Source organism: Neisseria sp. P0021.S007 (genome assembly GCF_051956855.1).
Genome location: NZ_JBQCXA010000002.1, coordinates 130,930 through 145,362, shown reverse-complemented (window position 1 = coordinate 145,362; position 14,433 = coordinate 130,930). Strand labels below are relative to the sequence as shown.

The 14,433-nt window shown below is 54.1% G+C and carries 11 protein-coding genes, 1 tRNA gene and 1 riboswitch; of the genes, 8 read left to right on the top strand and 4 right to left on the bottom strand.

Translation table 11 applies throughout. From position 1 onward, the window contains the following. Nucleotides 1-135: 135 nt before the first annotated feature. The 5 genes from ACTHUR_RS03700 (at nucleotide 136) to waaA (ending at nucleotide 5,090) form a co-directional block, all read left to right on the top strand. On the top strand, nucleotides 136-1,251 hold the full coding sequence (locus ACTHUR_RS03700) for an ABC transporter substrate-binding protein (RefSeq protein ID WP_440361259.1): 1,116 nt from the start codon (nucleotides 136-138) through the stop codon (nucleotides 1,249-1,251). Nucleotides 1,252-1,367: 116 nt separating this feature from the next. Continuing rightward, a complete protein-coding gene (locus tag ACTHUR_RS03695; RefSeq protein ID WP_293190685.1) occupies nucleotides 1,368-2,414 on the top strand; it encodes a FecCD family ABC transporter permease in 1,047 nt (348 codons plus the stop codon). A gap of 10 nt (nucleotides 2,415-2,424) precedes the next feature. Next, nucleotides 2,425-3,189: an ABC transporter ATP-binding protein gene (locus tag ACTHUR_RS03690; protein WP_315116836.1), complete on the top strand. Its 765-nt coding sequence runs from the start codon at nucleotides 2,425-2,427 to the stop codon at nucleotides 3,187-3,189. A gap of 68 nt (nucleotides 3,190-3,257) precedes the next feature. Continuing rightward, nucleotides 3,258-3,689 (top strand): plastocyanin/azurin family copper-binding protein, encoded by a 432-nt coding sequence (locus ACTHUR_RS03685; protein ID WP_440361258.1) that lies wholly within the window; start codon nucleotides 3,258-3,260, stop codon nucleotides 3,687-3,689. Between the two features lie 138 nt (nucleotides 3,690-3,827). Beyond that, the gene (gene waaA / locus ACTHUR_RS03680) at nucleotides 3,828-5,090 is read left to right on the top strand and encodes a lipid IV(A) 3-deoxy-D-manno-octulosonic acid transferase (protein WP_440361257.1); all 1,263 of its coding nucleotides are present in this window, start codon (nucleotides 3,828-3,830) and stop codon (nucleotides 5,088-5,090) included. Between the two features lie 59 nt (nucleotides 5,091-5,149). On the opposite strand, the gene ACTHUR_RS03675 is transcribed toward waaA, so the two are convergent. Beyond that, nucleotides 5,150-7,159, bottom strand: a complete 2,010-nt coding sequence (locus tag ACTHUR_RS03675) for an OPT family oligopeptide transporter (RefSeq protein ID WP_440361256.1) — start codon at nucleotides 7,157-7,159, stop codon at nucleotides 5,150-5,152. Nucleotides 7,160-7,407: 248 nt separating this feature from the next. On the opposite strand from ACTHUR_RS03675, the gene ACTHUR_RS03670 reads away from it, so the two are divergent. Further along, entirely contained in the window at nucleotides 7,408-8,412 is a 1,005-nt protein-coding gene (locus ACTHUR_RS03670) for a quinone-dependent dihydroorotate dehydrogenase (protein ID WP_070504155.1), read from the top strand. Between the two features lie 56 nt (nucleotides 8,413-8,468). Here ACTHUR_RS03670 and rnhB read toward each other — a convergent pair whose 3' ends face one another. After that, nucleotides 8,469-9,062 (bottom strand): ribonuclease HII, encoded by a 594-nt coding sequence (gene rnhB, locus ACTHUR_RS03665; protein ID WP_039861927.1) that lies wholly within the window; start codon nucleotides 9,060-9,062, stop codon nucleotides 8,469-8,471. Nucleotides 9,063-9,216: 154 nt separating this feature from the next. Here rnhB and ACTHUR_RS03660 point away from each other — a divergent pair, with 154 nt between their 5' ends. Then, the gene (locus ACTHUR_RS03660; RefSeq protein ID WP_039861887.1) at nucleotides 9,217-10,347 is read left to right on the top strand and encodes an FUSC family protein; all 1,131 of its coding nucleotides are present in this window, start codon (nucleotides 9,217-9,219) and stop codon (nucleotides 10,345-10,347) included. 184 nt (nucleotides 10,348-10,531) lie between these two features. Here ACTHUR_RS03660 and ACTHUR_RS03655 read toward each other — a convergent pair. Next, nucleotides 10,532-10,608 (bottom strand) — tRNA-Met (locus ACTHUR_RS03655). A 111-nt stretch (nucleotides 10,609-10,719) separates the two neighbouring features. Next, nucleotides 10,720-10,819: riboswitch (TPP riboswitch) on the top strand. A 94-nt stretch (nucleotides 10,820-10,913) separates the two neighbouring features. Between ACTHUR_RS03655 and thiC the strand changes: the two genes are divergently transcribed. Then, nucleotides 10,914-12,803 (top strand): phosphomethylpyrimidine synthase ThiC, encoded by a 1,890-nt coding sequence (gene thiC, locus ACTHUR_RS03650; protein ID WP_049344950.1) that lies wholly within the window; start codon nucleotides 10,914-10,916, stop codon nucleotides 12,801-12,803. Between the two features lie 91 nt (nucleotides 12,804-12,894). On the opposite strand, the gene murJ is transcribed toward thiC, so the two are convergent. Then, complete coding sequence (gene murJ, locus ACTHUR_RS03645; RefSeq protein WP_004519114.1) at nucleotides 12,895-14,433, bottom strand: murein biosynthesis integral membrane protein MurJ; 1,539 nt, start codon at nucleotides 14,431-14,433, stop codon at nucleotides 12,895-12,897.

Sequence of the window (14,433 nt, the reverse complement as noted above, 5' to 3'; positions counted from 1 at the left end):
ACTATCCCTTCGTTTTAATGATGAAACTTTTTATTTCGAAATATGTCTATCCCTACATTCACTTGAAAAAAGATTCAATACCTTATAAATTTATAAAAAGATAGTAATTATCATCATATTTTAAAGGAATGATTCATGAGATTTACGCAACTTTCTGCTTTGATTGCCGCCGCAGCTTTATCAGTCGGCTCCGTATCCGCTTTTGCCAAACCCGTTCAGCTGACCGATACCGTTGGCCGTAAGGTAACTGTCGACCTGCCTGCCAAACGTGTGGTGTTGGGCTTCTATTACCAAGACTACATGGCCATCGGCGGTAAAACCGCGCTGGACAACGTCGTTGGTTTTTCCAAAGCAGTTTGGGCCGACTGGGCGCCGCCGAGCTGGGCGGCATTCAGCAAAGCCGTGCCTAAACTGAATCAGCTGACCGACGTGGGCGAAGTGGAAGTCGGCACTTTCTCGATTGAGAAAGTATTGGCGCTGAAACCCGATTTGCTGGTTTTGGCCGAATGGCAATACAAGGCTTTGGGTTCCGATCTCGACCGCATCAACAAGGCCGGCATCCCCATCGTCGTGTTGGACTACAACGCGCAAACGGTGGCCAAACACGTCCAATCGACCAAGCTTATCGGCACGCTGACCGGCCAGCAGCAAAAAGCCGACAAACTGGCGGCAGACTACAAACGCGTTGCCGACACCATCCAGGCGCGCGTGAAAAAAGCCAACCTGCCCAAGCCTAAAGTCTATGTCGAGTTCGGCAATAAAGGCCCTGCCGAACACAGCGTAACCTTCGGCAAGAGCATGTGGGGTTCGATGGCGACGCTGGTCGGCGGCAACAATATCGCCGCTTCTTCGGTCGAATTCTACGGCCCGATCAATCCTGAAAAAGTCCTCGCCGCCAAACCCGACGTGATCGTGATTACCGGCCGCGAAACCGAATTGAAGAAAAACCCTGCCGCCATGGTGATGGGCTGGGGCATTCCGAAAGCCGAAGCGGAAAAACGCTTGGCAGGCTTTGCCAAACGCGCCGGCTGGGCGAACCTGCCTGCGATTAAAAACAACCGCCTCTACGCCGCCTACCATGCCAACTCGCGCACGCTGTCCGACAGCGCGTCGATTCAGTTTATGGCCAAAGCGATTTATCCGCAGTTGTTTAAAGATTTCAACCCTGAGAAAACCTATCTGGACTTCTACCGCCAAAACCTGCCCGTCGTTCCGAGCGGCACGTTCTACCTCTATCCGAAAGGACAATAAGGTAGTTTAGATTTTCAGACGGCCTTTTAAATCGGAAGGCCGTCTGAAATTTTTGCGGAAGAAAAAGGCAAACCCGTTCTCCCCTTTATCAACATTCTTTTTTAAAGGTTTGAAACATGAATGATTCGGTTGTCGCCGAGATTGTGAAAAACCAGCGCAAGTTGGAAGGCAAGCGTTGGTTGATTGTGTTGATGTTTTTAATCATCGCGGCGGTCAGTTTTTTATTCGACATCGCCACCGGCCCGGCGATGACGGACACGCTTCCTGTCGGCGAAGTGGTCAATGTTTTGCTGGGCAAACCCGAAGTTGATGAAATGAACCGCCTGATTGTGATGGATTTGCGCCTGCCGATTGCGGTAATGGCGCTGGTGGTCGGTGCGGCTTTGGGTGTCGGCGGGGCGGAGATTCAAACGCTCTTGAACAACCCGATGGCCAGCCCTTATACGCTGGGCTTGGCGGCGGCGGCAGGTTTGGGCGCGTCGGTGGTGATTGCGTTCGGCGGTTTCGGGCTGCCTGAAACGGTCGCCGTCCCCATCGGCGCGTTTGTGATGACCATGCTGGCTTCGGGCATCTTGTTCCTGTTTGCCTCGGCGCGCCGCTTCAATTCGGCGATGCTGGTGCTGGTGGGGATTGCGCTTTTGTTTCTGTTTCAGTCGATTTTGTCGCTGATTCAGTTTATCGCCGCGCCTGAGATTTCGCAGCAGATTCTGTTCTGGCTGTTCGGCAGTTTGACCAAGGCAACTTGGGAGACGGTCATCGTTACGGCGGCGGTTACGGCGGTATGCGTGTTTCTGCTTTCGCGCGATGTGTGGAAGCTGACCGCGCTGCGTTTGGGTGAAGAACGCGCCGTCGGGCTGGGCATCAATCTGCAATTTTTGCGCCTGAAAACGCTGGTGTTGGTGGCGGTGATGACGGCGACGGCAATCAGTTTTGTCGGCGTGATCGGCTTTATCGGCTTGGTTGCCCCGCATGTGGCGCGGATTCTTTTGGGCGAAGACCAACGTTTCTTCCTACCCGGCGCGATGCTGGCAGGGGCGGCGTTTTTATCGGTGGCAAGCGTGTTGTCCAAGGTGATTATCCCCGGCGCGCTGTTTCCGGTGGGGATTGTTACGTCGTTTGTCGGCGTGCCGTTCTTCTTCTGGATTGTATTAACGAAACGATAGGCCGTCTGAAATGTTGAAACTTGAAAACGTACACATCCGGCGCGGCGATTATGTGGTCGCCGACAGTATCGATTTGACGCTGGAACAAGGCAAAGTCTATTCCGTGCTCGGCCCGAACGGCACGGGCAAATCCTCGCTGATGAAAACGATTTTCGGCGAAGTGGCGCACAAAGGCACCATCCGCTACGGTGACGAAGCGTTGAGCAAAATCCACCTGCAAAGCTGGCGCAAACGCATAGGCTATATGCCGCAGGACACCGCCGCCGAAGCCTCGCTGACCGCGTTGGAAGTCGTGTTGCTCGGCCGCATGGACGCGCTGCACATGCACGTCGGCGACGAACTGCTGCACGAAGCCGCAAGTATCATGGCGGAGCTGGGCATCGGCCACTTGGCGCACCGCGACGTCATGCGGCTTTCCGGCGGACAGCGGCAGCTCGTGATGTTTGCCCAAGTCATGCTGCGCCGCCCTGAAATCCTGATGCTGGACGAACCGGTCAGCGCGCTGGATATGCACCACCAGTTGAACCTCTTGGAACGCGTGGTGCAATACACGCACGAACACAATCTGGTTACGCTGATGGTCTTGCATGATTTGAGCCTCGCCGCGCAGTTTTCAGACGGCGTGATTCTGCTCGGCGAAGGCAAAGTACAGGCGCAGGGCGCACCGCAGGACGTGTTGCAGGCGGACATGATAGGCAGACTGTATAAAGTGGACATCGAACTTTTGTACGACAGCAAAGGCCTGCCCGTTATCCGCCCGATGCGGCAATCCTAGCTGAGAAATCTGCCACCAAGAAACCAGCCCCGCAACCATTTTATACTCTTCACAAAAAGGACTCCCCCATGAAAAAATCCCTCTTCCTCCTGATGCTGACCGCGTCCCTTAGCGCACACGCCGCCAACCACGAAATCAAAATGCTCGACAACGGCAAAGACGGCAGTATGGTGTTCGAACCCGGCTACGTCAACGCCAAAGTCGGCGACACCGTAACCTTCAAAGCCACCAACAGCGGCCACTGGGTACAAAGCAAAGCCCTGCCCGAGGGCGTTGCCGACTTCCTCTCTGAAGACGGTAAAGACTTCACCCTCAAACTCGACAAAGAAGGCGTATACGTCTATACCTGCCCGCCGCACCGCATGATGAACATGAGCGGCGTGATTCAGGTCGGCAAACCGGTGAACAAAGCCAAAGCGCAAGCCGTTGTCGATGAAATGGAAAACCGCGCCATGCAAAGCAAAGGCCGTCTGAAAAAATATATGGCGCAAGTGAAGTAAAAGCGTTTATGCCTGCATTAAAGGCCGTCTGAAACCTTTCAGACGGCCTGTTTCCTTTGCGTAAAACCCGCATCAAAGCTATATCTTCCGTTTCAGTTTCCGATAAAATAGGCCTATTCCGACACAAGATCCGTAAGCATGATACGCCGCCTTTACGCCACGCTGTGGCACCTCGCCCCCTTCCTGATCCGCCGCCACCTGCGCCGCCGCGCCCTCAAATCCCCAGCCTATCTCGAGCATTGGGACGAGCGTTTCGGGCAGGCGTATCCCAATCCCGTACAACGCCCGATTTGGATACACGCCGTATCCGTCGGCGAAACGCGTGCGGCCGAACCTTTGGTGCAGGCATTACGCCGCCATTTTCCCGACTCGCCGTTTCTGATTACCCAAATGACGCCGACTGGCCGCGCCACCGCGCAATCCCTGTTCCCCGATGCGCAATGCCGTTACCTGCCCTACGACAAATCCGAATGGGTCGCCCGATTTTTAGCCGAACACCGCCCCATCTGCGGCATTTTGATGGAAACCGAAATCTGGCCCAACCTGATGCACGGCTGCAAAAAAGCAGGTATTCCCCTCTTTCTGGCCAACGCGCGCCTCTCCGAAAAATCCCAACGCGGCTATCTTAAAATCCGCAAGTTGGTCGAGCCTGCCATGCAGACCCTCTCCGGCTGCTTTGCCCAAACCGCCGCCGATGCCGAACGCCTGCACCTCATCGGCGCATCCAACGTCCACGTCTGCGGCAACACCAAATACGACATCGCGCCCCCCAACGACTCGCGCCCGCTTGCCGCCGCCTTTAAAGAACGCATCGGCGCACGAGCCGTCGTCGTCTGCGCCAGCACGCGCGTGTATAAAGGCACAGACGAAGCCGAGCTGCTCCTCAAAGCATGGCAGGGCTACCGCGGCAATGCCTTGCTGGTCATCGTCCCGCGCCACCCTGAAAACTTTCAGACGGCCTACGATATCGCCAAATCGCTTGGTTATACCGTGCAAAAACGCAGCGACGGACAACCCGTTTCCCCCAACACACAGGTTTGGATAGGCGACAGCATGGGCGAACTTGCCGCCTACTATCTCAGCGCAGACATTGCCTTCGTCGGCGGCAGCCTCGTCGATGCCGGCTGCCAAAACATCATCGAACCCATCGCCTGCCGCGTCCCCACCCTCTTCGGCTACTCCAACTACAACTTCGCCCAAGCCTGCAAAGGCGCAGTCGAAGCCAAAGCCGCCGTCCGCGTCGAAACCGCCGAAGCCTGGTACAGAACCACGCGCCAATATCTCGACGATGAAACGCTGCGCCAACAGCTGATCAGCCACACCGAGCAATTCATTTCGCAACACCAAGGCGCCAGTGCCAAAATTGCCAAAGCGATTGCCGATTGTTTGAACCAGCGTTAAGAGACAAAAAGGCCGTCTGAAACCAAAGTTTTCAGACGGCCTTTTCTCAACCTACAAACTTAACATCCTGCTTTCAACACGCGGCGTGCAAACACGAACATACCGAAAACAAAAAACGCCAAGCCCAGCCATTTGGCGGCCGTATCCCAGTTTTCCAGATTCAGGGCCAAAGGTGCATCCGAACCGCCGTTGGTTACGGAGAAGGCGATGATAAACGCCATAATCACACCGATCAGGCTCTCGCCGACAATCAAACCGGCGGAGAACAGCGTACCGATACGTTCCGCATTTTTCAGACGGCCTTCACGGTTTTCCTGACGGCGGGCGATGACGGATTTCAACACCGCCGCCAATACCGCGCCGATCACAATCGGCATATTCACAGACGGCGGCAGGTAAATGCCCATGCCCACGGCCAATACCGGCAAGGCGCGCTTGCCGCCGGAGGATTTGCGCAATGTGAAATCGACCGCAATCAACGCCACGCCAATGGCCACGCCGGTGAAAATATAATCCCATTGCAGATTGTGCGAGAAAATACCTTGGGCGATGGTGGTCATCAAAGTTGCCTGAGGCGCGGCAAGGGCTTGTGCCGCATCCATGCCTTCACGCGGCATCGCGCCGGTAAAGCCGTAGGCTTCATACAAAAGCTCCAACACAGGTGAAATCACCAATGCACCGACAACGCAACCGACAATCAACGCAACCTGCTGTTTCCAAGGCGTTGCCTTTACCAGATAACCCGTTTTTAAATCCTGCAGGTTGTCATTGGAAATCGAAGCCACACAAATCACAGACGCGCCGCAAAACAGCGTCAACGCCAGCAGGAATTTGCGGTTTGCCTCGTCCGTCATCAAGCCGCCGGATTCGCCAACCAGCAGCAACACCAGCGAAATGATAACGATAGAGACGATGCCCACACCCGAAATCGGGCTGGAAGACGAACCGACCAAACCGGCCATATAACCGCAAGCCGCGGCCACCAAAAAGCCGATAATCGAAGCCAGCAGCGTACACACGACCACCAACAGCCAAGCCAAACCGCCGGAAATATGCGAGTCGCCGATAAAGTGGAAGAAAGACACGCCCAACACCAGCATCATCGCCAACACCCAGGCAATCATCGCCTTAGGCGACAAATCCTGTTCCGTACGCTCAGTCATCTGCACGCCGCCGAAATTGCGGAAAGACAGGCGCATACCCTCGACCATCGGTTTCATCAAAGTCAACAGCGTCCAAATAGCGGCAATACCGATCGTACCCGCGCCGATAAAACGGACTTTTTCCTTCCACAAAGACATTGCAAAAGGAATCATCTCCATATCGGCAGGTTGCGGAATATGCGCCGACAGATAAGGCACGGCCACACCCCAGGCAATCGAAATACCCAGCAAAATCGCGATACCGCCGGTCAGGCCGACCAAATAGCCCGCGCCCAGCAAAGCCAAAGAAAAGCCCATCGGCACTTGGAACACCGACGCGCCGCCTTTAAACCAAAAGCTCGCGCTGTCCGCCACCACGCGCAAACCGCTTGCGCAGAAGCTCATCAAACCGGCCAGAGCGCCGCCCGACACCAATTCCTTGATACCGCTGCCGCCTTCCTGTTGGTCCGCATCATGGTCGCCAACCTTCAAAATCTCAGCCGCCGCCACGCCTTCCGGATAAGGCAAATCGCTCTTCACCACCATCGCATAACGCAAAGGCACAGTGAAAATCACGCCCAAAATACCACCGGACATACACAGCAGCGTAGTCTGCCAAAACGGAAAGCCCGCCCAATAACCGGCCATCAGCAAACCCGGCAAGATAAAAATAATACTGGAGAGCGTACCCGCGGCTGAAGCCTGAGTCTGCACCATATTATTTTCCAGAATATTGCTGCCTTTAAAAAACTTCAAAACCGCCATCGAAATTACCGCAGCCGGAATCGAAGACGCAAAAGTCAAGCCCACCTTCAAGCCCAAATACACATTGGATGCCGTAAAAATCACCGTAATCAACGCGCCGAGTATCATCCCCCGCAGCGTCAGTTCACGGAAACTCGCATAAGGATCAACCGCCTGTTTCATAAAAATCTTCCTGTATCAGGTAAACAATCAAATCAAAACTTTTCAGACGGCCTTTTGATACATCCATCAGGCCGTCTGAAAAGCCTCTCTCTTACCATTTTAATGAACTATCCGACTACACGCAAAAGCCCTATTTATTTTCATTTGACGCCAAACAATAAAATCATATCGATACAGACGTTTGGGGCAGTTTGACGGTTTCAGGTAAAATAACGCCAAATTCATCAACCGTTCAGAAAGCCGCCGCCATGTATTCACTCGTCCGCCCCATACTGTTCCGTTTCGATGCAGAAAAGGCCCATCATTTCACGCTCAACAGTTTGCGTTCTATCGAAAAACTCGGCCTGCTGCCCAAGGTGGACAGCCACACCCGGCCAACCGAGCTGATGGGTTTGCAGCTGCCCAATCCGGTCGGCTTGGCGGCAGGTTTAGACAAAAACGGCGAGTGTATCGATGCGTTTGCCGCTTTAGGTTTCGGCTTTGTCGAAATCGGCACGGTAACGCCCAAGCCGCAGCCGGGCAATCCGCAGCCGCGCCTTTTCCGTGTTCCCGAACACCAAGGCATCATCAACCGCATGGGTTTCAACAACCACGGCATCGACGCGATGATCCGCAACATTGAAAACAGCCGCTTTAAAGGCATTTTGGGCATCAACATCGGTAAAAATGCCGTTACGCCGATTGAAAACGCGGCCGACGATTATCTGATTTGCTTGGAAAAAGCCTACGCCCATGCGAGCTACATCACGGTCAATATTTCCTCCCCCAATACAAAAAACCTGCGTGCCTTGCAGGGCGGCGACGAGTTGAGCGCATTGTTGGAAGCCTTGAAAAACAAACAGGCGCAACTGGCGGCTGCGCATGGCAAATATGTGCCACTGGCGGTTAAAATCGCGCCGGATTTGGACGAAGCACAAATCGACGACATCGCCCATGTGGTCAAATCCGTGGAAATGGACGGCATCATCGCCACCAACACGACCATCGACAAATCCAGCTTGGGCAGCCATCCGCTCGCAGGCGAACAAGGCGGCTTGAGCGGCTTGCCCGTACGCGAGAAAAGCAATCAAGTGTTGAAACTTTTGGCGGAACGCATTGACGGCAAGCTGCCGATTATCGGCGTCGGCGGCATCATGAACGGCACGGACGCGGCAGAAAAAATCCGCTTGGGCGCCAGTGCGGTTCAAGTGTACAGCGGTTTGATTTATCGCGGCCCTGAGTTGATTAAAGAGTGTTTGGCTGCGTTGAAATAATACTTTTCCAAAAATAAGGCCGTCTGAAATCTTTCAGACGGCCTTTTGATATGCTTTCATTCTTCAAACAGATTGCCTTGTGCCAATAAGGTTTTGACCGGTGCGAAATTGCGGCGGTGTTCCGGCAAGACGCCGTATTGTTTCAACGCGGCCAAATGTTGCGCCGTACCGTAGCCTTTGTGGCGGTCAAACCCGTATTGCGGATAGCGTTTCGCCAATTCATACATTTCCGCATCACGCGCGGTTTTGGCCAAAACCGAAGCGGCGGAGATTTCAATAATTTTGCTGTCGCCTTTGACCACGGCTTCGGCAGGAACATTCAAATCTTTCGGCACGCGGTTGCCGTCTATCCACACTTTGTCGGGAGTGACCGACAGCCCCTCGACTGCGCGCTTCATCGCGGCCATGGTTGCGTGCAGGATGTTCAGTTGCAGGATTTCGTCAGGATCGGCAAAGGCAATGCTCCACGCAACCGCCTGTTCCTTAATCATCTGCGCCAACATATCGCGCTTTTTTTCGCTCAGTTTTTTTGAGTCGGTCAAACCCGGCAAGTCAAAATGTTCCGGCAAAATCACTGCCGCCGCAAATACGCTGCCGACCAAAGGGCCGCGTCCCGCTTCGTCCACGCCTGCGCTTAAAACCGTCGCCATTTCTTCACCACCTGTCTGATTCAAAGCCGCCATTATATCCGCTTGCGGCAGATAAAATCCGCAATAGGACAAGCCGTTGGGGAGCAGTTAAAATTTCATCTGCTTTACCAATCAGTTATAATTTACATCCCCACATACTGATACGTCTTACAACATGCCTGCCCAATCCGAACGCCTCCATTTTTCCGAACGCTGGCTCAACGCCTACGAACGCTACCGCTATCGCCGCCATATCCACGCCTTCCGCCTCGGCTTGGCAATCGTGTTCTCCACCCTGTTGGCGAAAGTCTTCCACCTGCAACACGGCGAGTGGATCGGCATGACCGTCTTTGTCGTCCTCGGCATGCTGCAATTCCAAGGCGCGATTTACTCCAAAGCGGTCGAACGCATGCTCGGCACGGCCATCGGTTTGGGTGTTGGGTTGACCGTTTTATGGTTGAACCAACATTATTTGCAAGACGACGTTTTCTTCTATCTGATTATCGGTGCCGCCAGCGCAGTGGCCGGTTGGTCTGCGGTCGGCAAAAACGGCTATGTCGCCATGCTTGCCGGTTTGACCATGTGCATGCTCATCGGCGACAGCAGCCACCACTGGCTCGACAGCGGCCTGATGCGCGCCATGAACGTTTTGATTGGTGCCGCCATCGCCATTGCCGCCGCCAAACTCCTGCCCCTGCGCTCCACCCTGATGTGGCGCTTCATGCTTGCCGACAACCTCACCGACTGCGCCAAAATGATTGCCGAAATCAGCAACGGCAAGCGCATGACGCGCGAGCGCTTGGAGCAAAACATGATTAAAATGCGCAAAATCAACGCCCGCATGGTCAAAAGCCGCAGCCATCTGGCCGCAACATCCGGCGAAAGCCACATCAGCAACAATATGATGGAAGCCATGCAACATGCCCACCGCAAAATCGTCACCACCACCGAGCTGCTCCTGACCACCGCCGCCAAACTGCGCGCGCCCACGCTCAACGAAAGCGAAATCCGCCTGCTCGACCGCCATTTCAACCAACTCCAACGCGAACTGCGCCTGACCGTACGTCTCATCAAAGGCCACTACGCCCGCCGCATCCGCATCGATACTTCGCTCAATACCGAACTAAGCAAACCGGCCGCCCGCCTGCATTACGACTGGCAAGGCTTCCTCTGGCTCAGTACCAATATGCGTAACGAAATCGCCGCATTGGTGATCCTGTTGCAACGTTCGCGCAATAAATGGTTGGACAAAAAAGAATTGCAACGCCTGAAAGAATACCTGCGTAACGATACCGATCCGGAGTAACAATAGGCCGTCTGAAAAACGCAAACCCAAAATAAAAGACAAAAACGAATTAGCCGCCGATAACATCGGCCAATAAAAAAGGCCGTCTGAAACCCAATGGTTCAGACGGCCTTTCAATCAATCCAAGCAACAATAAATACCGCATAAAGCAAAATCCCCTGCGATTGCAGGGGATTTTTATATTTGGTTGCGGGAGCAGGATTCGAACCTACGACCTTCGGGTTATGAGCCCGACGAGCTACCATGCTGCTCCATCCCGCGTCAGAAGTTGTAACTATACGGAAAGACGGAATCGCTGTCAAGCGTTTTTGACAGAAAATGCGAAAAACGCCGCTTTACAAAAAACCGTCCGCATGGTTTAATTTTTCGTTAATAAAGAAACAGGGGTGCTGCTTTCAAACCGAGCGGCTGAGAAATACCCTTTACACCCGAACAGGATAATACCTGCGTGGGGAGTTTCGGCAAATGTGTTTTTAGACGGTTGATTGAAGATATCCACAAGGCCGTCTGAAAAAAAGCAATGCTCCTGTTTCCATTTCATAACCGAAAAACAGGAGCAATTTTTTATGACTACCGCTAAAAAAACCGGCGATGAGGCGCGCCGTCTTTCCGACTTGAGCGAAGACATCGGCATCCGCTTCCAATATCCCAATTCCAACCGCGTCTATATCCCGGGCAGCCGCGCCGACATCCGCGTGCCTTTACGCGAAATCCGTCAAGACGACACCTACACAGCACAAGGTACGGAAACCAATCCACCGATTCCGGTGTACGACACCAGCGGCGCATACGGCGATCCGGCGGCACACATCGACTTGAAACAAGGTTTGCCGCACGTCCGCACTGCATGGCTGGACGAACGCGGCGATACCGAAATCCTGCCCAAGCTTTCCAGCGAATACGGCACTGAACGCGCGCACGATCCGAAAACCGCCCATCTGCGTTTCAACCAAATTACCCACCCGCGCCGCGCCAAAGCAGGCCGCAACGTAACCCAGCTTCACTACGCCCGCCAAGGCATCATTACGCCGGAAATGGAGTTTGTCGCCATACGCGAACGCATGAAGCTGGACGAGCTTTTCAGACGGCCTGAATACGCCAAGCTCTTGAAACAACACGCAGGGCAAAGTTTCGGCGCGAATATCCCGACCCATCCCGACCAAATCACGCCCGAATTCGTGTGTCAAGAAATCGCCGCCGGACGCGCGATCATCCCTGCCAACATCAACCATCCCGAACTCGAACCGATGATTATCGGCCGCAACTTCCGCGTCAAAATCAACGGCAACTTGGGCAACTCCGCCGTAACCTCCAGCCTGACCGAAGAAGTCGAAAAAATGGTGTGGTCGCTGCGTTGGGGCGCGGACACGATTATGGATTTGTCTACCGGCGCACATATCCACGAAACACGCGAATGGATTATCCGCAACGCGCCCGTCCCCATCGGTACTGTGCCTATTTACCAAGCTTTGGAAAAAACCGGCGGCATCGCCGAAGACCTGACTTGGGATTTGGTGCGCGACACCTTAATCGAGCAGGCAGAACAAGGCGTGGACTATTTCACCCTGCACGCAGGCGTATTGCTACGCTATGTGCCAATGACGGCCGATCGCCTCACAGGCATCGTATCGCGCGGCGGCTCTATCATGGCGAAATGGTGCCTCGCCCATCATCAGGAAAACTTCCTCTACACACATTTCGACGAAATCTGCGAAATCATGAAAGCCTACGACGTATCATTCAGCCTCGGCGACGGTCTGCGCCCCGGCTGCATTGCCGATGCCAACGACGAATCCCAATTCGCCGAGCTGCACACTTTGGGCGAATTGACTGCCAAAGCGTGGAAACACGACGTACAAGTCATGATCGAAGGCCCGGGCCATGTACCGTTGCAACGCGTGAAAGAAAACATGACCGAAGAGTTGCAACACTGCTTTGAAGCGCCTTTCTACACACTCGGCCCGCTCGTTACCGACATCGCCCCCGGCTACGACCACATCACCTCGGGCATAGGCGCGACCAATATCGGCTGGTACGGCACAGCCATGCTCTGCTACGTTACCCCGAAAGAGCATCTCGGCCTGCCCGACAAAGAAGACGTGCGCACCGGCATCATCACCTACAAGCTCGCCGCCCATGCCGCCGACCTCGCCAAAGGCTGGCCGGGCGCACAGTTGCGCGACAACGCCTTAAGCAAAGCGCGTTTCGAGTTCCGCTGGCGCGACCAATTCCGCCTCAGCCTCGACCCCGAACGCGCCGAGAGCTTCCACGACGAAACCCTGCCTGCCGAAGGCGCGAAAATCGCCCACTTCTGCTCAATGTGCGGTCCCAAATTCTGCTCGATGAAAATCACGCAGGAAGTGCGCGACTACGCCGACAAGCAAAAAGCCCAACGGCAGGGCATGGAAGAAAAAGCGATTGAGTTCGTCAAAAAAGGAGCGAAGCTTTACAGTTAAAACGTAAAGCAAGAAAAGGCCGTCTGAAAATGTTTCAGACGGCCTTTTTAGTGAATAGCCTTTAAGCCAAAGCAATACGCACTACGGCCGCTTATTTTTCCACCCTGCGGAAATGGTGCGGACGGAAGCCGAGCGCGACGAGGGAAACGAAGTAGAGGCCGCCGCCCAAGGCAATCAGGACGCAGAGTTGGCCTGCTTTTTTAAAGCCGCCGACGTGTACCCATTCAAACGGCAGATAATATTGCGCCAGCCACAAACCGCCGCCCATGACGACCAAAGAGATGACCATTTTAACCAAAAACGCTGCCCAACATTTACCGGGGCGGTAGATGCCGTGTTTGCGCAAAAGGAAAAACAGCAAACCTGCATTCAGACACGCGCCCAAACCGATAGCAAGGGACAGACCGACGTGTTTGAGCGGCGAAATGAAAGCGAGGTTCATCAACTGTGTGCAAATCAGCGTGAAAATAGCGACCTTAACGGGGGTTTTGATGTTTTGGCGCGCGTAGAAGCCGGGTGCCAATACTTTAATCATAATCAGCCCGATCAAGCCAAAGGAATAAGCAATGAGCGCGTGTTGGGTCATTTGCGCGTCGTGCAGCGTAAATTCACGGTACATGAACAAGGTCGTAACCAACGGGAAAGACAACACGGCAAGGCCGACGGCGGCAGGTAGGGTCAGCAGCATGCACAGGCGCAAACCCCAGTCGAGCAGACCGGAAAATTGCTCGGTATCCTGACTGGCAGCGTGTTTGGACAAGGTAGGCAATAAGATTGTACCGAGTGCCACGCCCAAAACACCGGTTGGCAATTCCATCAGTCGGTCGGCGTAATACATCCATGACACGCTGCCGGACTGCAAAAACGAGGCAAAAATGGTGTTGATAACCAAGGAAATCTGCGCCACGCTCACGCCCAAAATAGCCGGCGCCATCTGTTTCATTACGCGGTTGACCGCTGCGTCTTTAAAGCTGAGTTTGGGCATTTTCAAGAAACCCAGTTTCGCCAACCAAGGCAGTTGGAACACCAGCTGCAACACGCCGCCGACAAATACCGCCCACGCCAAAGCCATAACAGGCGGATCAAAATACGGCACGAAGAACAGGGAAAAGACGATAAAGGAGATGTTCAAAAAAGTCGGCGTAAAGGCGGGAATGCCGAATTTATGATAGGAATTGAGTATTGAGCCGACAAAAGACGACAAAGAAATCAAAAAAATATAAGGAAACGTCACCCGCAGCAAGTCGATGGAGAGCTGAAACTTATCGGCTTCTTTGGCAAAACCGGGCGCAGAAACATAAATCACCCACGGCGCGGCAAGTATGCCCAGCGCAGTAACGATGACCAGCACAAACGACAGCATGCCGGCCACATGACGCACAAACGCCTGCGTGGCTTCGGGCGAGCGGGTTTCTTTGTATTCCGCCAAAATCGGTACGAAGGCTTGGGCAAATGCGCCCTCTGCAAACACTCGCCGCAGCAGGTTGGGCAGTTTAAACGCGACAAAAAACGCATCCGTCGCCATGCCTGCACCAAACGCACGGGCGATAATCGTATCGCGCACAAAGCCTAAAATGCGCGACACCATCGTCAGGCTGCCAACCTTGGCCAATGCTCCCAATAAATTCAT